20 protein-coding genes are annotated in these 18,447 nt (G+C 70.7%); 10 read left to right on the top strand and 10 right to left on the bottom strand.

Annotated elements, in window-relative coordinates; genetic code table 11:
- Window position 1 precedes the first annotated feature (1 nt).
- The 3 genes from ACFWYM_RS37715 to ACFWYM_RS37705 all read right to left on the bottom strand — a co-directional run bounded on the left by ACFWYM_RS37715 (window position 2) and on the right by ACFWYM_RS37705 (window position 3,186).
- Complete coding sequence (locus ACFWYM_RS37715) at window positions 2–1,408, bottom strand: MFS transporter (RefSeq protein WP_384847630.1); 1,407 nt, start codon at window positions 1,406–1,408, stop codon at window positions 2–4.
- A complete protein-coding gene (locus ACFWYM_RS37710; protein WP_384847627.1) occupies window positions 1,405–1,866 on the bottom strand; it encodes a MarR family winged helix-turn-helix transcriptional regulator in 462 nt (153 codons plus the stop codon). Before ACFWYM_RS37710 ends, ACFWYM_RS37715 begins: the two co-directional genes overlap by 4 nt.
- A gap of 90 nt (window positions 1,867–1,956) precedes the next feature.
- A complete protein-coding gene (locus ACFWYM_RS37705; protein WP_384847624.1) occupies window positions 1,957–3,186 on the bottom strand; it encodes an acyl-CoA dehydrogenase family protein in 1,230 nt (409 codons plus the stop codon).
- Window positions 3,187–3,356: 170 nt separating this feature from the next.
- On the opposite strand from ACFWYM_RS37705, the gene ACFWYM_RS37700 reads away from it, so the two are divergent.
- Entirely contained in the window at window positions 3,357–4,001 is a 645-nt protein-coding gene (locus tag ACFWYM_RS37700) for a TetR family transcriptional regulator (protein ID WP_384847621.1), read from the top strand.
- A gap of 103 nt (window positions 4,002–4,104) precedes the next feature.
- Here the strand turns inward: ACFWYM_RS37700 and def are convergent, their stop codons facing one another.
- Window positions 4,105–4,644, bottom strand: coding sequence for a peptide deformylase (def, locus tag ACFWYM_RS37695; protein WP_384847618.1), 540 nt, complete (start codon window positions 4,642–4,644; stop codon window positions 4,105–4,107).
- Between the two features lie 140 nt (window positions 4,645–4,784).
- Between def and ACFWYM_RS37690 the strand changes: the two genes are divergently transcribed.
- From ACFWYM_RS37690 to ACFWYM_RS37670, 5 genes are all read left to right on the top strand, one after another.
- Entirely contained in the window at window positions 4,785–6,023 is a 1,239-nt protein-coding gene (locus ACFWYM_RS37690; protein ID WP_384847615.1) for a MurT ligase domain-containing protein, read from the top strand.
- 23 nt (window positions 6,024–6,046) lie between these two features.
- Window positions 6,047–6,778: a type 1 glutamine amidotransferase gene (locus tag ACFWYM_RS37685; protein WP_384847612.1), complete on the top strand. Its 732-nt coding sequence runs from the start codon at window positions 6,047–6,049 to the stop codon at window positions 6,776–6,778.
- Window positions 6,779–6,969: 191 nt separating this feature from the next.
- Window positions 6,970–7,995 (top strand): 6-phosphofructokinase, encoded by a 1,026-nt coding sequence (locus ACFWYM_RS37680; RefSeq protein WP_384847609.1) that lies wholly within the window; start codon window positions 6,970–6,972, stop codon window positions 7,993–7,995.
- 153 nt (window positions 7,996–8,148) lie between these two features.
- Complete coding sequence (locus ACFWYM_RS37675; protein WP_384847606.1) at window positions 8,149–9,117, top strand: cytochrome c oxidase assembly protein; 969 nt, start codon at window positions 8,149–8,151, stop codon at window positions 9,115–9,117.
- Window positions 9,118–9,255: 138 nt separating this feature from the next.
- Window positions 9,256–9,417 carry a hypothetical protein gene (locus ACFWYM_RS37670; RefSeq protein ID WP_384847603.1) on the top strand — a complete coding sequence of 54 codons (162 nt, stop codon included), beginning with the start codon at window positions 9,256–9,258 and terminating at the stop codon, window positions 9,415–9,417.
- Window positions 9,418–9,483: 66 nt separating this feature from the next.
- Here the strand turns inward: ACFWYM_RS37670 and ACFWYM_RS37665 are convergent, their stop codons facing one another.
- Window positions 9,484–10,005 carry an SSI family serine proteinase inhibitor gene (locus ACFWYM_RS37665; protein WP_384847600.1) on the bottom strand — a complete coding sequence of 174 codons (522 nt, stop codon included), beginning with the start codon at window positions 10,003–10,005 and terminating at the stop codon, window positions 9,484–9,486.
- 101 nt (window positions 10,006–10,106) lie between these two features.
- On the opposite strand from ACFWYM_RS37665, the gene ACFWYM_RS37660 reads away from it, so the two are divergent.
- The 4 genes from ACFWYM_RS37660 to ACFWYM_RS37645 all read left to right on the top strand — a co-directional run bounded on the left by ACFWYM_RS37660 (window position 10,107) and on the right by ACFWYM_RS37645 (window position 12,992).
- Window positions 10,107–10,646: a DUF2243 domain-containing protein gene (locus tag ACFWYM_RS37660; RefSeq protein ID WP_384847597.1), complete on the top strand. Its 540-nt coding sequence runs from the start codon at window positions 10,107–10,109 to the stop codon at window positions 10,644–10,646.
- Window positions 10,643–11,620: a cytochrome c oxidase assembly protein gene (locus ACFWYM_RS37655; protein WP_384847594.1), complete on the top strand. Its 978-nt coding sequence runs from the start codon at window positions 10,643–10,645 to the stop codon at window positions 11,618–11,620. Before ACFWYM_RS37660 ends, ACFWYM_RS37655 begins: the two co-directional genes overlap by 4 nt.
- A gap of 51 nt (window positions 11,621–11,671) precedes the next feature.
- Window positions 11,672–12,406 carry a lysophospholipid acyltransferase family protein gene (locus tag ACFWYM_RS37650; protein ID WP_384847591.1) on the top strand — a complete coding sequence of 245 codons (735 nt, stop codon included), beginning with the start codon at window positions 11,672–11,674 and terminating at the stop codon, window positions 12,404–12,406.
- A gap of 73 nt (window positions 12,407–12,479) precedes the next feature.
- The gene (locus tag ACFWYM_RS37645) at window positions 12,480–12,992 is read left to right on the top strand and encodes a YbaK/EbsC family protein (protein ID WP_384847588.1); all 513 of its coding nucleotides are present in this window, start codon (window positions 12,480–12,482) and stop codon (window positions 12,990–12,992) included.
- Between the two features lie 57 nt (window positions 12,993–13,049).
- On the opposite strand, the gene ACFWYM_RS37640 is transcribed toward ACFWYM_RS37645, so the two are convergent.
- The 5 genes from ACFWYM_RS37640 to ureG form a co-directional block, all read right to left on the bottom strand.
- On the bottom strand, window positions 13,050–14,567 hold the full coding sequence (locus ACFWYM_RS37640) for an alpha/beta hydrolase (RefSeq protein WP_384847742.1): 1,518 nt from the start codon (window positions 14,565–14,567) through the stop codon (window positions 13,050–13,052).
- A gap of 337 nt (window positions 14,568–14,904) precedes the next feature.
- A complete protein-coding gene (locus ACFWYM_RS37635) occupies window positions 14,905–15,780 on the bottom strand; it encodes a nuclease-related domain-containing protein (protein WP_384847585.1) in 876 nt (291 codons plus the stop codon).
- 390 nt (window positions 15,781–16,170) lie between these two features.
- Window positions 16,171–16,686 (bottom strand): hypothetical protein, encoded by a 516-nt coding sequence (locus ACFWYM_RS37630; protein WP_384847582.1) that lies wholly within the window; start codon window positions 16,684–16,686, stop codon window positions 16,171–16,173.
- A gap of 72 nt (window positions 16,687–16,758) precedes the next feature.
- Complete coding sequence (locus tag ACFWYM_RS37625) at window positions 16,759–17,655, bottom strand: urease accessory protein UreD (RefSeq protein WP_384847579.1); 897 nt, start codon at window positions 17,653–17,655, stop codon at window positions 16,759–16,761.
- Complete coding sequence (ureG, locus tag ACFWYM_RS37620; RefSeq protein WP_384847577.1) at window positions 17,652–18,350, bottom strand: urease accessory protein UreG; 699 nt, start codon at window positions 18,348–18,350, stop codon at window positions 17,652–17,654. Before ureG ends, ACFWYM_RS37625 begins: the two co-directional genes overlap by 4 nt.
- Window positions 18,351–18,447 lie beyond the last annotated feature (97 nt).

Genomic DNA, 18,447 nt, shown 5'->3' with positions numbered 1-18,447 from the left:
GTCAGTTACGAGGGGTGCGCAGGGCCCGGTCGGTCACCGTGAGGACCACCAGGGCCACCGCGAGGACGAGCGCCACGGCCGCCATCAGGTGCAGTCCGCCGTCGTCGGCGGACTGCCCGTAGGCGAGGCCGATCAGCCCCGACGCGGTGATCGCCCCGAGGTACTGGGCGGTGCGCTGCAGCCCGGCGGCCGCGCCGATGCCGTCGGCGGGCGCGAACTGCTGCACGGCGGCCTGGTTGCTGGTGCCGATGAGCCCCTGCGGGATGCCGAAGCAGGCGCCGGTCAGGAGCAGGACGCCGAGCGGGGTGCCGCCCGAGGCGAAGCACAGCAGCCCGCCGCCGGCCGCGAGCAGCGCGGCCGCCAGGGTCAGCGGGGCGCGGATTCCCTTCGTACGGGCGCCGAGCAGTGAACACGCCAGGGCGGCCGCGGACATGGGGAGCATCACGAGCCCGGTGTGCAGCGAGGTGTAGCCCCGCGCCTCCTCGAGCCACTGTGTGAAGCCGTACATGACGACGTACACGACGAGATAGCTGAGGCCGTGCCGCAGATAGGTGCGGGCGAGCGCGCGGTTGCGGCCGAGCATGCGCAGGTCGATGAAGGGGTGCGGATGGCGCAGCTGCCACCAGGTGAGCGCGGCCGCGAGCACGGCGGTGGGGGCGAGCAGCCACCACATCGGGTGCCGCAGGTCGAGCAGGAAGACGACGAGGCAGGTCAGGGCGCCGGTGAAGAGGAGGATGCCGAGGGAGTCGAGCGCGGGGGCCCGCTGTGCCGAGCCGTTCTCGCGGGGGCGGGGGCGGTCGGCGGGTATCCACAGCAGCGCGCTCGCGAACGCCACCGCCGCGACCGGCACGTTGACCGCGAAGATCCCTCGCCAGCCCGCCGTCGCGACGAGCAGGCCGCCGAGGGTGGGGCCGATCGCGGCGCTGCCGAGCGCCGCGAAGGAGAGCCGCCCGAGGACGGTGCGCGGGGTCGGGGTGCCGAGCCTGCGGGACTCGTCGCGCAGGACCGCCATCGCCGCCGGGTAGGCGGCGGACGTGCCGACGCCGAGCAGCAGCCGGGAGACGAGGAGCCAGCCGAAGCCGGGCGCGCACGCGCCGACAAGACCGGAGGCGGCGACGACCACGAGTCCGCCGAGGAAGACCCGGCGCGGCCCGATGCTGTCGGCGAGCCTGCCGAGCACGGGCTGGGCGACGGCGCTGGCGAGGTAGAGGACGGAGACGAGCCAGGCGGTGTCGGCGGCGCCGACGCCGAGGTCGTGCCCGATGGCCACGAGGCCCGTCGAGATCATCGTGGTGTTGAGCGGGTTGAGCAGGGAGCCGAGCAGCAGGGGCGCGGTCAGCCGGGCCCCGAAGCCCGGCCGGCCGCCGTCCACCGGCGCGGTGGAGCGCGCGGCGGATACGGCGGTCACGGCCGCACCAGCCGCTCCAACAGCGCGACGGCGTCGGCCAGTCGGCGGCGCTCGTCCGCGTCGTACTCCTCGGCCAGGGCGGCCGCCAGCCAGCTGCGCCGGGCGGCCCGGCCGTCGGTGAGGGTGCCGCGGCCCCGCCCGGTCAGCGAGACGACGGACTGCCGCCCGTCGTCCGGGTCGGGGGCGCGCTCGACCAGGCCGAGCTCCGCCAGCGCGCCGACGGTCAGGCGCATCGACTGCGGGCGCACCAGCTCGGCGCGGGCCAGGGCCGCCGTGGTGGCGGGCCCGTCGGCGTCGAGCCGGGACAGGACGGAGCGCTGCGAGGGGCTGAGCCCCGCGTCGGGCGCGGCGGAGCGCAGCCGGCGCACGACGAGCCGGACGGCGGTGGCGAGGTCGTCCGCGAGCTGCTCGGGGGCGGGTTCGCGGGGTGCGCCGGGTTCACCGGTCTTTTCGGGCATGCCTCGACCGTACGAGGTGAACAGGCAGCCTTGCAAGTTTGCCTGTCTATCTCGTACGGCCGGGCTGCGCCGGAGGAGCCGTGCGCCGCGTCAGCGGATCGGCAGCCCCGACAGCGTGCGCGCGATCACCAGGCGCTGGATCTCGCTGGTGCCCTCGAAGATCGTGTAGATCGCGGCGTCGCGGTGCATGCGCTCCACGGGGTACTCCCGCGTGAAGCCGTTGCCGCCGAGGATCTGGATCGCCTGGGCGGTGACCTTCTTGGCGGTCTCGCTCGCGAAGAGCTTCGACATCGAGCCCTCGGCGGACTCGAACTTCTTGCCCGCGGTCGCCATCCAGGAGGCACGCCACACGAGCAGACGGGCCGCGTCGATCTGCGTACGCATGTCGGCCAGCTGGAAGGCGATGCCCTGGTTGTCGATGATCGGGCGACCGAACTGCGTACGCGTCTTGGCGTATTCGAGGGCCTCTTCGTAGGCGGCGCGCGCGGTGCCGACGGCCATGGCGCCGACGGCCGGCCGGGACGCCTCGAAGGTGGCCATCGCGGCGTTCTTCACGCGCTCGCCGCCACCGGCCCTGGCGCGCTCCCGCGCGCGGGCAAGGCGCTCGTCCAGCTTCTCCTTGCCGCCGAGGAGGCAGGAGCCGGGGACGCGGACGTTGTCGAGGACGACCTCGGCGGTGTGCGAGGCGCGAATGCCGTGCTTCTTGAACTTCTGTCCCTGGGCGAGGCCCGGGGTGCCCGCCGGGACGATGAAGGAGGCGTGCCCCTTGGAGCCGAGCTCCGCGTCGACGACGGCCACGACCACATGGACGTTGGCTATGCCGCCGTTGGTCGCCCAGGTCTTGGTGCCGTTGAGGACCCACTCGTCCTTGGCCTCGTCGTAGACGGCACGCGTGCGCATGGAGGCCACGTCGGAGCCCGCGTCCGGCTCGGAGGAGCAGAAGGCGGCGACCTTCACGTCATTGGCGTCGCCGTACATCTGCGGGATCCAGGTGCCGATCTGCTCCTCGGTGCCGTTGGCGATGACGCCCACGGCGGCGAGCCCGGTGCCGACGATGGAGAGCGCGATGCCCGCGTCGCCCCAGAAGAGCTCCTCCATGGTCATCGGGATGCCGAGGCCGGTCGGGTCGAAGAACTGCTGGGCGTAGAAGTCGAGGGAGTAGATCCCGACCTTCGCGGCCTCCTGGATCACGGGCCAAGGAGTCTCTTCGCGCTCGTCCCACTCGGCGGCCGCCGGACGGATCACATCCGCGGCGAAACCGTGGAGCCAGTCCCGGACCTCCTTCTGCTCGTCGTTGAGCTCCATGGTGAACTCGGCCATGACCCCTCCAGGACTGCGTACATTGCCTGCGTTACTTGCGGTAACCGCAGTCTGTTACTCGCCAGTAGCGCCTGTCAACTCCCGGCAGCCCGTTCGATGCGCACCGCACTGTGGGTGTTACGTTGCGCGTGCGTCAAGCAATCGCACGGGCGGGGAGAAGAGACACGCTTATGGAGACCACGCAGCGGACCGATCAACAGCGGTCCGCGGAGCAGCGGCGGCGGGAGCTGCTGGAGGCGGCCGACCGGGTCGTGCTGCGCGACGGCCCGGGCGCCTCCATGAACGCCATCGCGGCCGAGGCGGGCATCACCAAGCCGATCCTCTACCGGCACTTCGGCGACAAGGGCGGGCTCTACGCCGCGCTCGCCAAGCGGCACACCGACGCCCTCCTGGAAGCGCTGCGCGCCGCGCTGGACGCCCCCGCCGAGCGCAGGGAGCGGGTCGAGGCGACCCTCGACACCTACCTCTCGGCCATCGAGGCCCGCCCGCAGGTGTACCGCTTCCTGATGCACCCGGCCGAGAGCGGCTCCGCGGGCGAGGGCGGCTTCGACGTGGGCCTGCACTCCGCCCCGCTGCTCCGGCGGCTCGGCGAGGAACTCGCCGAGGTCATCGAGGAGCGCGTCGACCTCGGCCCGGAGAGCGCCGAGCTCGCGCGCGTGTGGGGCCACGGGATCGTCGGCATGATGCACGCCGCCGGGGACTGGTGGCTCGGCGAACGGCCCGTCCCGCGCGCGCAGTTGGTGCGCAGCCTCGCGGACCTGCTGTGGGGCCGCCTCGCCGCCGCGGGCAACCGGGTGGACGGCCCCGGGTTCTGAGTCAGCAGGGGGTTCGGCTCGGCGGGCGACGACTCAGCGGGGGGAGGCGGCTCAGCGGGGGGTTCGGCTCAGCGGGGGGAGGCGGCTCAGCGGGGGGTTCGGCTCAGCGGGCCCACTCCGCCCGCGCCGCCTGCCGCAGCACCTTGCGCCGCCGCCAGCCCGTGACCCGGTCCGTGTACACACGGCCCTCCAGGTGGTCGCACTCGTGCTGCAGACAGCGCGCGAACCAGCCCGTCCCGTGCACCGTCACCGGCTCCCCCAGCAGGTCCACGCCCTCCACCACCGCGTGGTCGAACCGCGGCGTGCCCGCCTCCAGGCCCGGCAGCGACAGACAGCCCTCGGGCCCGCGCACCGTCTCCCCGTCCGCCTCGACGAGCCTCGGGTTGACCACGTACCCGAGATGGCGGACCTCGTCATCGTCGGGGCAGTCGTACACGAAGACCCGTCGGCCCACTCCGATCTGGTTCGCGGCGAGGCCCACGCCCCGGGCCGCGTACATCGTGGCGAACATGTCCTCGACGAGTCGGGCCAGTTCAGGGCCGAAGTCGGTGACGTCGGCGCAGGCGGTGTGCAGCACCGGATCGCCGAGCAGGGTCAGGGGTCGTACGCGCCCTGAGGCGCCCGGGATCGAGCCGTGTCGCATGGCGGCAAGGGTACGGTCGAGCAGCGTCCCCGCGTGGGGGCGGGTGCCGCGGTTCGGGCTTGTCAGAGGATCTCGATAGGCTGAGGTCGAAACGATGCCGGGGGCAGGCGCGGCGCCGTACGCAAGGAGGATCCAGACAGATGTCAGGCAACACGGACCCGCTGTCGCCGCGGGCCAAGCTGGCCGTGACGGCGGGCAAGGCGGCCGCGGCGGTGTCGCGGGCCGCGGGCCGCGGCAGCGGATCGGTGATCGGCGGCAAGGTAGCGCTCAAGCTCGACCCGGAGCTGCTCGGACGGCTGGCGACGCACCTGGACGTGGTGCTCGTCTCGGCGACGAACGGCAAGACGACCACCACCCGCCTCATCGCCGAGGCCCTCCGCGCCAGCGGCCCGGTCGTGTCCAACGCCCTCGGGGCGAACATGCCTGCCGGAATCACCTCGGCCCTCGCCGGCGGCTCGGACGCCCGCTTCGGCGTCATCGAGGTCGACGAGAAGTACCTCGCGGGCGTCGCCCGTGACGTGGACCCGAAGGCCATCGCGCTGCTCAACCTCTCGCGCGACCAGCTCGACCGCGCGGGCGAGACCCGCATGCTCGCCGAGAAGTGGCGCGAGGGACTGGCCGGTTCGAAGGCCGTCGTCATCGCCAACGCGGACGACCCACTGGTCGTCTGGGCCGCCTCCTCCTCGCCGAACGTGGTCTGGGTGGCCGCGGGCCAGGAGTGGAAGGACGACGCCTGGTCGTGCCCCTCCTGCGGCGGCGTCATGCAGCGCCCCGGGGACGACTGGTTCTGCGGCGAGTGCGGCTTCCGCCGCCCCGCGCCCAGCTGGGTGCTCTCCGGCGACCACGTCCTGGACCCGCACGGCTCGGCCTGGCCGATCCACCTCCAGCTCCCGGGCCGCGCCAACAAGGCCAACGCCGCGACGTCGGCCGCCGTGGCCGCCGTCTTCGGAGTGCCCCCGCAGGTCGCCCTGGAGCGCATGTACCAGGTCCAGGCGGTCGCCGGCCGGTACGACGTGGTGCAGTTCCAGGGCCGCGACTTCCGCCTGCTGCTCGCGAAGAACCCGGCGGGCTGGCTCGAAACGTTTTCGCTGATCGACCCGCCGCCGACCCCGGTGGTGCTTTCGGTGAACGCCCGCGGGGCCGACGGCACCGACACCTCCTGGCTCTGGGACGTCGACTACACCCGCCTCGCCGGTCACCCGATCTTCGTGCTCGGCGACCGCAAGCTGGACCTCGCCGTCCGCCTCGAGGTCGCGGGCCTCGACTTCCGCGTCTGCGAGAGCCTCGACGAGGCGGCCCAGCTGGCGCCGCCCGGCCGCATCGAGACCATCGCGAACTACACCGCGTTCCAGGACCTGCGCCGCCGCGTCGGCAACTGACCCCGCGTAAGGACGAATTGAGCATGAGCGACAACAGCCTGCGCCTGGTGTGGGTCTACCCCGACCTGCTGTCCACGTACGGAGACCAGGGCAACGCCCTCGTCGTGGAGCGCCGCGCCCGCCAGCGCGGCCTCAACGTGGAGCGTTACGACGTCCGCAGCGACCAGCCGGTGCCCACCTCCGGCGACATCTATCTGATCGGCGGCGGCGAGGACCGCCCGCAGCGGCTCGCGGCCGAGCGGCTGCGCCGCGACGGCGGCCTGCAGCGCGCCGCCAGCAACGGCGCGATCATCTTCTCCGTCTGCGCCGGCTACCAGATCCTCGGCAACGAGTTCATCAACGACCTCGGCCAGCGCGAGCCCGGCCTCGGTCTGCTCGACGTGGTCTCCACGCGCGGCGAGGGCGACCGCTGCGTCGGTGACGTCCTGGGCGACATCGACCCGCAGCTGGGCCTGCCGGAGCTGACCGGCTTCGAGAACCACCAGGGCATCACGCACGTCGGTCCGGGCTCCCGCCCCTTCGCCCGGGTCCGCCTCGGCCGGGGCAACGGCACGGGCGACGGCACCGAAGGCGCGTACAACGGCACGGTGTTCGGCACCTACATGCACGGCCCGGTCCTGGCCCGCAACCCCCTCATCGCGGACCTGCTCCTGAAGCTGGCCCTCGATGTGAACGCGCTGCCGCCGACGGACGACCGCTGGTACGAGGCGCTGCGCGCCGAGCGCATCGCCGCCGCCCAGCAGCAGCCCGCGTGACCGTCCGGCACCGCCCGTCGGTCAACTCCCTTGCGGGACAGCCCGCTTGACGCCCCGCCCGCACATCTGAGCGGCGACGTCCAGCTGTCGAACACCCTGTGGCCCCGCCCCCTGCCGCCGGTAGGGTGGCGGGGATCAAACCGGACGACGTGGTCCGGTCCTCGGCCCACGTTGCAAAGGTATTCCGGGCTATGCGCATTGGTGTCCTCACCTCCGGCGGCGACTGCCCCGGCCTGAACGCCGTCATCCGATCCGTCGTGCACCGCGCCGTCGCCGACCACGGCGACGAGGTCATCGGCTTCCACGACGGGTGGAAGGGCCTGCTGGAGTGCGACTACCGCAAGCTCGACCTGGACGCGGTGGGCGGCATCCTCGCCCGTGGCGGCACCATCCTCGGCTCCTCCCGGGTGCAGCCCGCGCATCTGCGGGACGGCGTGGAGCGCGCCAAGGGCCATGTCGCCGAGCTCGGCCTCGACGCGATCATCCCGATCGGCGGCGAGGGCACGCTCAAGGCGGCCCGCCTGCTGTCCGACGGCGGCCTGCCGATCGTCGGCGTCCCGAAGACCATCGACAACGACATCGCCGTCACCGACGTGACGTTCGGCTTCGACACGGCGGTCGGCGTCGCCACCGAGGCCCTAGACCGCCTCAAGACCACCGCCGAGTCCCACCAGCGCGTGCTGATCGTCGAGGTCATGGGCCGCCACACCGGCTGGATCGCGCTGCACTCGGGCATGGCCGCGGGCGCGCACGCCATCGTCGTGCCGGAGCGCCCCTTCGACATCGACGAGCTGGCCCGCAAGGTCGGCGAGCGCTTCTCCGCGGGCAAGAAGTTCGCGATCGTCGTCGCCGCCGAGGGCGCCAAGCCGCGCGCGGGCTCCATGGAGTTCGACGAGGGCGGCAAGGACGTCTACGGCCATGAGCGGTTCGCGGGCATCGCACGCCAGCTCTCCCTCGAACTGGAGGCGCGCCTCCAGAAGGAGGCCCGCCCGGTGATCCTCGGCCACGTGCAGCGCGGCGGCACCCCCACCGCGTACGACCGCGTGCTCGCCACCCGCTTCGGCTGGCACGCCGTGGAGGCCGTGCACCGCGGGGAGTTCGGGCAGATGACGGCGCTGCGCGGCACGGACATCGTGATGGTCCCGCTCGCCGAAGCGGTGGAGACCCTGAAGACGGTGCCCGAGGAGCGGTACGCGGAGGCGGAGTGCGTGCTGTGATCCGCGCCGTGTACGCGCGAGCCCGGATGTAGTTCTTGGCTCGATGTAGTTCTTGGCTCAAGCAACCGCCCCCGGTCGTGGTCACGGCCGGGGGCGGTTCTACTCTGGTGCACGCACAACCACGCACAACCGGCACGAATCAGGAGCCAGCGGATGGATCACGGCGGGCACGGCATGCAGGGCATGCACGGCATGAACATGGATCTGCCGCCGTTCACGCTGAGCCGGGGTCTCGAACTCTCGGCCGACCCCTTCTTCCTCATCGGCTGCCTCGTGGCCCTCGGGCTCTACGGCTGGGGCGTCGTGCGGCTGGTGCGGCGCGGCGACAAGTGGCCGGTGGGGCGCACCATTTCCTTCGTGCTCGGCATTCTGACCGTGCTCCTGGTGATGTGCACCAAGCTCAATGACTACGGCATGGTCATGTTCAGCGTGCACATGATCCAGCACATGATCATCAGCATGCTGTCGCCGATCCTGCTGCTGCTCGGCGCCCCGATCACGCTGGCCCTGCGGGCGCTGCCGGTCGCGGGCAAGGGCCGCAAGGGGCCGCGCGAGTGGCTGCTCTGGCTGCTGCACAGCCGCTACATGCGGATCATCACGCACCCCGCGTTCACCATCCCGCTGTTCATCGCGAGCCTGTACGCGCTCTACTTCACACCGCTCTTCGACACCCTGATGGAGTCCAAGGCGGGCCACATCGGGATGATGGTGCACTTCCTCGCGGTCGGCCTGGTCTTCTTCTGGCCGATCATGGGCGTCGACCCGGGCCCGCACCGGCCCGGCTATGTGATGCGGATGCTGGAGCTGTTCGCGGGCATGCCGTTCCACGCGTTCTTCGGCATCGCGCTGATGATGGCGACCCAGCCGATGATCGGCACCTATATGCACCCGCCCGCCTCGCTCGGCATCGACCCGCTCTCCGACCAGGAGGCCGCGGGCGGCATCGCCTGGGCGTTCAGCGAGATCCCGTCCGTGGTGGTCCTGGTCGCTCTGCTCTTCCAGTGGCGCAAGTCCGAGGACCGCGAGGCCCGGCGCAAGGACCGCGCCGCGGACCGGGACGGCGACAAGGAGCTGGAGGCGTACAACGCGTATCTGGCCTCGCTGGCGTCACGCGGCCGCTAGCCCGGCCCGGCACCCACCGGTGACCGGTCAACCGGCGATCAGGCTCTAGCGGCAATGCCTCCTCCCGGTCCACGATGTTCTTCGGACCTCGGCCCTGGCGCACTCCATGCGCTCGGGCTCCTGGGAGGAGGCATTGCTGTGCCTGGATCTACGAAGACGATGGGCGTGCTCACCATCGGGGGTCTGGTGGTGGTGACGGCCTACTCCACCGCGCTCGGCAGCAGTGGGTGGCTGTGGTTCGGCTGGGTCGTGCTGCTGATGCTGACGCTGGGGATGGTGGTGTCGCGCGGCAACCCGTGAGTCGGAGAAGTCCCAGGAGTCTCAGCAGGTCTCAGGTCAGGGGGGTTCAGGGGGTTTCAGGGGGTCTCAGAAGTCGAAGACGGGGCCCGTCTCCGCGAGCAGCACGCAGGCGTTGGGGTACGTCTTGTGCCAGCCCGTCATCCGCCCGCGGTGGGTCCCGGTGGCGCTGACCGTGACCGGGTCGAACTCCTTGGTGCACATCCGCGGCTCGCCCCGCAGCGCGTCGAAGTCACCGTGCACCTCGTCGAGCGCGGCACAGGCAGCGGCGGCGCGCGGGTGATGGCCCGAGGGCTCGGGCGCGCAGCGGAGCAGGACCCCGCGGATCCAGGTGTTCTCGTCGCCGGAGACAGTGAGGAAGACGCCGCGGGGCGGGGTGGGGACGGACGCGGCGGCGGGCGAGACGGCCGCCGTGGTGGCGGTGACGGCGGTCAGGGCGAGGAGTGCGACGGCGACGGCCGGGCGGAGCGTGGTGCGCGAGGCGCGGAGTGCGGTGCGACGTGCGGTGCGACGTGAGCCACGGAGTGCGGTGCGCGAACGGAGTGTGCTGGGCGGCGTGCGGAGTCCGGCGCGCGGGGTGCGGAGTGTCATGCGGGCCAGGCCACCCTTCTGGCCCCCGTTCCCCAAGGGGACTCGCCGACAGGTCGCCCATGCGTGTGCTTCGGCGCGCCCGCCCGGGGCACTCGGAGCGCATGGAGAGGCGCTCACTGATCAGCGGTCTGCTCGTGGGGGTCGGCTTCGCGGCCTTCGTCGACGAGACCGTCTTCCATCAGCTGCTGCACTGGCACCACTTCTACGACAGGTCGACACCGGGTATCGGGCTCGTCTCGGACGGGCTCTTCCACGCCGGGGGCTGGCTGGCGATCGTGGCGGGCCTTGTCCTGTACGCGGAACTCCGGCGCCGGGGCGGTCCGGTGCGGGCCGCGTGGTGGTCGGGGACGTTCCTGGGTCTCGGCGGCTTCCAGCTGTACGACGGGACGTTCCAGCACAAGGTGCTCCGCGTCCACCAGATCCGCTACGGCGTCGATCCGGCCCCGTACGACTGGGTCTGGAACCTGATCGCCGGGTGCTTCCTCGCGTACGGGCTGCTGCTCTGGCTGCGGGTCCGCCGGAGCAGCCGTCGGCGTGACCCCCGACTACGCGTCCGCCGCCGACGCGCCGGCCGCCTGGCCGCGCGAGGCGTACCCCGCATACCCCGTGCACGCCGCGTACCCCGCATACCCCGCGTATGACGGTTGTCGCGGTCCTCGCCTGCTGCGGGCTGTACGCGTTGGCCGCCCGGCGGCTGCGGCGGCGCGGCGACCGCTGGCCGCGGCGGCGGGAGGCGGCGGCGGTCCTGGCCGGGGCGGCGCTGATCGGGGCGGCGCTGATCGGGGCGGTACTGATCGGCGGCGCGATGCCGATCGCGATGCCGATGAATACGGGACCGACGGGTGTGGAGCGGACCGGTGCGGAGCAGACCGGTACGGAGCAGATCGGTGCGGCGGCCGTGCCATGGGGCTCCCAACTGCCGCCGTTCACCGCCCACATGGCGGCGCACGTGGCAGCGGGCATGGTGGCACCGCTGCTGTTCGCGCTCGCCCGCCCGGTGACGCTGACCCTGCGGGCCCTGCCCGTGGGAGCGCGGCGCCGGCTCATGGCGGTGACGCGATCGTGGCCGCTCACCGTCCTCCTGTTCCCACCGGTCGCGGCGGCGGTCGACATCGGCGGGCTGTGGCTGCTCTACCGCGCTCCCCTGCCGCCGGGCATCCACCACACCCCGCTCCTCCACGTCCATCTCTTCGCGGCCGGAACCCTGTTCACGTTCTCCGTGCTCGCCCTGGACCCGCTCCGGCACCGGGCGGCCCTCCCCCTGCGCACCGCCGCGCTGCTCGGCGCCGCAACGGCCCACACGGTCCTCGCCAAGCAGCTGTACGCGGAGGGTCCGCCCGGAACCGCGTACACGACGACCGACCTGCACCTGGCCGGGCGCGTCATGTACTACGCCGGGGACATGGTGGAGATCGCGCTGGCGCTGGTGGTGGCGCACCAGTGGTACCGCGCCCGGGAGCGGCGACGTGGAAAGGACCAGCGGCGACGCGGAAGGGCCAAGGGCGACGCGGCAGGGACCAACGGCGACGCGGAAAGGACCGCACCAATCCGATCGGACACGGTTCCGGGCAGCCGCGCGGGCACTTACACTGGCCCCCCACATCAGGCCGGTTGACCTGCTAGAACGCTGCGGTGGAGCCATCCGCCCCGAGGGAGGAGCGCCCCCTTGTTCTACTACGTGCTCAAGTACGTGATCCTGGGACCGCTGCTGCGCCTCATGTTCCGGCCCCGCATCGAAGGGCTCGAACACATTCCGGAGTCCGGCGCGGCGATCATCGCGGGCAACCATCTGTCGTTCTCGGACCACTTCTTGATGCCCGCCATCATCAAGCGCCGCATCACGTTCCTCGCGAAGGCCGAGTACTTCACGGGCCCCGGCATCAAGGGCCGCCTGACCGCGGGGTTCTTCCGCAGCGCCGGGCAGATCCCGGTGGACCGCTCCGGCAAGGAGGCGGGGCAGGCTGCCATCCGGAAGGGACTCGGGGTGCTGAGCAGGGGCGAACTGCTCGGCATCTACCCGGAGGGGACGCGCTCGCACGACGGGCGGCTCTACAAGGGCAAGGTGGGGGTCGCGGCGATGGCGCTGCGGGCGCAGGTGCCGGTGATCCCGTGCGCGATGATCGGCACGTTCGAGGCCCAGCCGCCGGGCCAGGTGGTGCCGAACTTCCGGCGCGTCACGATCCGCTTCGGCGCCCCGCTCGACTTCTCCCGCTACGTGGGCATGGACCACGAGAAGGCCGTCCTGCGGGCCGTCACGGACGAGATCATGTACGCGATCCTGGGCCTGTCCGGACAGGAGTACGTGGACAAGTACGCGGCTGTCGTGAAGGCGGAGGAAGCCGCGCAGGAGGGCGAGAAGGCCGCGGCCCCGCGCAAGTTCCCGCGGATGCCCCTGAGTTGAGCCGGGTGTACGAGCCCGGCGTACGATCCCGGCCAGGACCAACTGCCGCCGCGGGAGAGGACCGGGAGAGAAAATGACCGAGGAGCACAACCCCGACCACGACCACGACCACGGTCACTACACCAAGCTGATCGGGCTGCTCGATGAGCACGGCGCCACGTACCGGGTCATCGAGCACGCGCCGCAGGGCGCCACGGAAGAGGTGAGCGCGCTGCGCGGCAACACGCTCGCGCAGGCCGCCAAGTGCATCGTGGTGATGGTGAAGACGGGCAAGAAGTCGAAGCGGTACGTCCTCGCGGTGGTGCCCGGCGACCGGCGGGTCGACCTGAACGCGGTGAAGGCGCTGCACGCGGGCACGTACGTCGGGTTCGCGACGCAGGAGGTCGCGGAGCGACTCGCGGGGAGCGTGAGCGGCACGATCCTGCCGTTCTCCTTCGACCCGGAGCTCGAACTGGTCGTGGATCCGGCCCTGTTGGGGCAGGAGGAGATCTTCTTCAACGCGGCGCGCCTGGACCGCTCGCTGGCGCTGCGCACGGCGGACTACCGGGAGATCGCAGGTCCAAGGACCGAGGCGATCTCCCAATAGCACCACCGTCAACGGCTGTTGCTACGACTACTGCTACTCCTACTTCTACTTCTACTTCTACGGCTTGGGCGTGGCGTGCGGGGTGCACGTCACGTCCTTGGCGCCGGTCTTGCCGGTGAGCAGGTAGGTGTCCACGCGGTCGTTGACGCACGGGTTGGTGAGCCCGGTGACGCCGTGCGAGCCCGCGTCCTTCTCGGTGATCAGACGGGAGCCCTTGAAGCGCTTGTGCAGCTCGACGGCGCCTTCGTAGGGCGTGGCCGCGTCGCGCTCGGACTGCACGATGAGCACGGACGGCAGCCCCTTGCCGGTCTTCACGTTCACCGGGGTCTGCTGCTTGGTGGGCCAGGTGGCACAGGGCAGGTTCATCCAGGCGTTGGCCCAGGTCATGAACGGATAGTCCTTGTGCAGCCGGGTGTTGTCCCGGTCCCACTTCTTCCAGCTGGTGGGCCACTTGGCGTCGGCGCACTCGACCGCGGTGTAGACGGCGTTGCCGTTCTCGGACGCGATGTTGCCCTTGGTGTCGGACATGTCCGGGGCTGCCGCGTCCACCAGGGCCTTGGTGTCACCGGCGACGTACTTGCTCCACGTCTGGGCGGTCGGCACCCACGAGGAGTCGTAGTACGGGGCGTTCTGGAAGAAGGAGGTCAGCTCGGCGGGCCCGACAAGGCCGCCGATCGGGCTCTTCTTCGCACTCGCCCGCAGCTTCTCCCACTGCTGCTGCACCTTGGCCTGGCTGTCACCGAGGTGGAACGTCGCGTCATTCTTCGCGACCCACGCCGTCCAGTCCTTCCAGCGCCCCTCGAAGGCGACGTCCTGGTCGAGGTTGGCCTGGTACCAGACCTTCTCGCGCGAGGGGTTGACGACGCTGTCGACGATCATGCGCCGGACGTGCCCCGGGAAGAGGGTGCCGTACACGGCACCGAGATAGGTCCCGTAGGACACACCCAAGTAATTGAGCTTCTTCTCACCGAGGGCGGCGCGGATGACGTCGAGGTCGCGCGCGGTGTTCGGCGTGGTCATGTGCGGAAGCATCTCGCCGCTGCGCTCGGCACAGCCGTCCGCGTACTCCTTGGCGAGCTTGCGCTGCGCGCTCTTGTCGGCGACGGAGTCCGGCACAGGATCAGCCTTGGGAGCCTTGACGTACTCCTGCGGGTCGACGCAGGAGATCGGCGTCGAGTGCCCGACACCGCGCGGGTCGAAGCCCACGAAGTCGTACGCCTTCGAAGCCTTCGTCCAGAGCGGGTTCTTGGTGGTGACGCGGGTGGGGAAGCGCATGCCGGAGCCGCCGGGGCCACCGGGGTTGTAGACGAGGGCGCCCTGCCGCTCCTTCTTGGTCCCCGTGCTGCCGATGCGGTCGACGGCGAGCTTGATCTGCTTGCCGTACGGCTTGGCGTAATCGAGCGGCACGCTGACGTAGCCGCACTGGATGGGCTTGGCGATGCCCCAGTCGGCGGGACAGTCCTTCCAGTCGATCCCGGCCTTCGCCGCACGCGCGGCGGCGATCGAGGCACCGCGCGCCTCCCGGTCCTTGCCGGCCCGCGCGTGGGCGTCGGCGCTGGCCGAGGGCGCCGCCATCGCACCTGCTATCAGCGTCGCCGTGACGAGCGCCCCGGCAGAACCGAGCGTCACCGTCCGCCGGTTCCGAAGTGTCCTCTGGGTCCGTCTCAAGTGGGGCCTCCCGCACATCGTTTCGATCAGTACGCAGTACGGGGATCTTTCCGTCTGTCGACCCTCTGGGAACAGACGCGACGTGGGTTCTTTGCCAATCCGATAAACGGAGTCGCTCCAACCGGTCAGCGGATCACCCAAGTCAGAGGCCCCGTCCTCCATGGACTCGGGCCTCGGGCTCCGTCTCGCGGGGCTCTGCTGGATTGACCGACCAGTCGTGAGGTGCAACTGCGTATCGCCGAGGTCAGGCCATCAGCCATGCGCGTCGATGCCGGGCCACGGCGTAGATGGCATCGATCTGCTCGGGATCGAGTACCCCTGAGAGCGGGCCGAGCGCGGACACCTCCCGTTCGCGGTACACGCGCACGGCGAGCTGAGTCGCGACCTTTTCGAGGCGTGTGACGCCGACGAACACGAGCACGGGCTCCACTGGGACCGGAATACCGAGGTGGTGCTCAAGCACATCCTGTACGCGGCGAGCCTCCGCCTTGCTCTTACGGCCGTACGGCTGTGGCTTGCCGTGGTTGATGCGCACCATCTCGTCGCCGACCCAGACGGCTTTGCCCAGGTGGTGTTTGGTGTTGATGCAGAAGACTCCGCCGGGGCCGATGACCAGGTGGTCGATGTCCACTTTCCGGGGCAGCTCTATGGAATGCAGGACGCGCCATCCTCGGCGTGTGAGCCGCTCCAGCTCGGCACCGACGCGGAGTTCACCGGCCAGTCCTTTGCGGTAGGAGTCCCACTTCGTCTGCCGTCGCAGCAGCCAGTTGAGGATGCGCTGACCGGGGGTGGGGCCTTCTGTGTCGAGGAGCTCTCGTAACGCGGTTCCTGGGCGGTTCGACGCGAGATCGTCTTGTGGGGTCAGCGGGGGTAACTGCGTTGGCATGACGGCCTCTTGCTTGCGAGGGGGTCGTGCCGGAGTTGCCACGGGCGTGGGGCTCACGTCTTGGGTGAGCTGGGGGCGGAGCAGGTCGAGAGCCTCATGTCGGTACTGCTCCACAAGGAACGTGACCTTGCCCGTGCGCCGGTCGGCCCATGCGACGGACGTGCCGTCCGGCAGGTTCACGTAGAGCCGATCTTGTCCGTACCGCTTCCATGCGACGACCTTCAGATCGCTCACGTCCACCCCCATGTCGAAGCTGTCCCCGCTGCTGCCGCTGATATGGCATCAGCAGGTCGACTGGGTCACAAGGTGTTGATCAGCCGGAGTGGAGGCGCGCGTCGTGCGCGATCTCAGCGCCCGCCGCGAGCACGCCCCTTACGGGTGTCTCCACCAAGTAGAACGGGGAGCCACCGGAACGCCGGATAGCCGATCGCCGTGGCCGAAGATCGCCAAGTCCCCTCACCACAGGTCAGCGGTCGAGTAGCTGTTAGGACACCCGAGCTGCCCAAGCTGAGGGCCCTGAACAAGCCGCGCTCCACAAGATCTCACGGCCGGGACTCGCCAACAGCCCGGCCCATCACCGCGCTTCCTCACCTCATGTCGCGCATTCCACCGGCGAAGACACAATCAAGCTTCCATGCCCCTCACCAGGCCGGCCATCTGGATCTGCAGTCTCTTGAGCCGTCCGTACGATTCGATCACTTCAGTCTCGAACGACCGCGGCCAGTTGGCCTTGGAATGCCACGAGTACGGCGCTCCCTCTTCCTTCCACCGCAGATGGGTCACGCGCCACGAGTTGTAGTGCTCGATGAACGCCATGAAGGAACCGGGCATCCGGTCACCCACGATGAGGTGCGCGTTTAGGGAAAGGAGCTTCTGGATCGCTTCGTTGCGCGGCATGAACTCGTGATCAACCCAGAACAACCAAAGGTCTCGTTCCTCCGGGCTGATCGGAGTGTCAGTTGCAAACACGTGGTTGCGCCCGAGGGTGTCGCAGAATTCGTGGAAGGCCGACCGCCCCTCCTCGACCAAGAACAGGAGTGGTCCGTAGAGCTGCTCCAGTTGGTTCTCTACGTGGGCGAGCCTCGCTTCAGCCTGCCTCCGCCTCCGATCGCTTCGGGCGGACAGCACGTGATTGGCCATCCAGCCGGCGGCAGTGACGGTCGCAGCGATCAGCGCTGCCCCCCCCCGAACCATGGACGGCGGTTGAGGCGTTCAGGCCCACTTCCTGAGCGCCTCGTCCAGGACACGGCGTACCTGCTGGGCGTCCGGGGCCACCGCCGTGACCAGTACCGCGGGGCCGGACAGGGGTGTTGCCGCGGCCCACTCGCCCAGGAGTTCGGGGAGTGGTGGGGTCGTCTCGAAGTCCGGGGATACGACGATGAGTTGGCCCACCGCGCGGTGGCCGGACAGTACCGCGGGGCCGTCCCAGCCGCCCGGGGCGCCGGGGCCGCAGGAGAGTTCCTGGTCGAGCAGGAGGCGGCCGGCGCGGCGTACCGTCAGGCGGCTGGTGAGGCGGCCCGCGTCCTCCGATGTTCTGCCGAGTACCTGTTCCTCTCGCAGTACCAGTCGGGCGCCGGGTGCCAGGTCGGCGCGCGTCGTCACCCGCAAGTCGCTGTCCCGTACGGAGATCAACTGCTCGGGGAGCCAGCGGAGTTCCGCTCCTTCGCCGACCCGAAGGCGTACGTCGTAGCGGGCCGGTTGGCTGTCGGTCCCCTGGCCCGGCAGGGCTATCGTCGCCGCCGCCGAGTCGACCGAGAGGCTGGCGCCGTCCGCCACTTCCGTCTCCACCGTGAGGTGGTCGCCGCCCAGTGGGCCGCTCATCGCGCCCACCAGCGTGACCCTCGCGCCCGGGCCGTGCGAGCGGGTGCGGCGCAGGGCCAGTGGGGCCTGTCCCTCCAGTACGGGGAGTGCGGTGCCGCCGTGGGCGTCGGGGCGGGCGATGATGCGGGCCCTTGCCTGTACCCCGGCGGGGGGAGTCGAGGGGGTGTGGGCGTGCGGGATCGTCGTCGCGTTTCCCGGCGGTCCGGCCGGACCGGCCGGACCGGGTGGGCTCAGCGGACTCAGCGGGCTCTGTGGGCTCTGCGGGCTCTGTACTGTGCTCGTGCTCATGCCGACGCGTGCCTGTGTTCCGTGGTCCAGGACCTGTACTGCGCGCGGACCCACTCCGCCACCGGGGTCACGCCCTCGTCCGACCTCAAGGACTGGAAGATGACCGGCAGTTCGGCGCGTGCCGCCTTGGCGTCTGCCGCCATCCTGGCCAGGTCCGAGCCGACGTACGGGGCGAGGTCGGTCTTGTTGACCACCAGCAGGTCGGCGGTCGTGACGCCGGGGCCGCCCTTGCGCGGGATGTCATCGCCGCCCGCCACATCGATCACGAAGATCTGCGCGTCGATCAGGCCCTTGGAGAAGGTGGCCGTGAGGTTGTCGCCGCCGGACTCCACGAGGATCAGGTCGAGCGGACCGACCTCGTCCTCCAGGTCCTCGACCGCCTCGAGGTTGGCGGAGATGTCGTCGCGGATCGCCGTGTGCGGGCAGGCGCCCGTCTCGACGGCGGTGATCCGCTCGGGGGGCAGGACCGCCTCGCGGAGCAGGAACTCGGCGTCCTCGCGGGTGTAGATGTCGTTCGTGACGACAGCGAGCGAGAGTTCTGCGCGGAGGGCGTGGCAGAGCGCCGCGACGGTGGCCGTCTTGCCGGAGCCCACGGGGCCGCCCAGCCCTATGCGGAGGGCGCGGCGGGTGCCGTTCGCACGGTGTGCGTCCGCGCTGATCTCGTTGGCGGGGTTGTGGGTGTGGTCGAGGTGCATGATGGGTGCTCCGTATGTGTATGTCTATGTGTAGGCGTGTTTGTGTGTGTGGGGGGGGGAGGGTGAGGGGTGGGGGCCTGCGTCGTGTCCCCCGTCG

Source organism: Streptomyces sp. NPDC059009 (assembly GCF_042740175.1).
Taxonomy (GTDB): domain Bacteria; phylum Actinomycetota; class Actinomycetes; order Streptomycetales; family Streptomycetaceae; genus Streptomyces.
The sequence above is the reverse complement of the archived record's forward strand: the minus strand, read 5'-3'. Positions and strand labels throughout refer to the sequence as shown.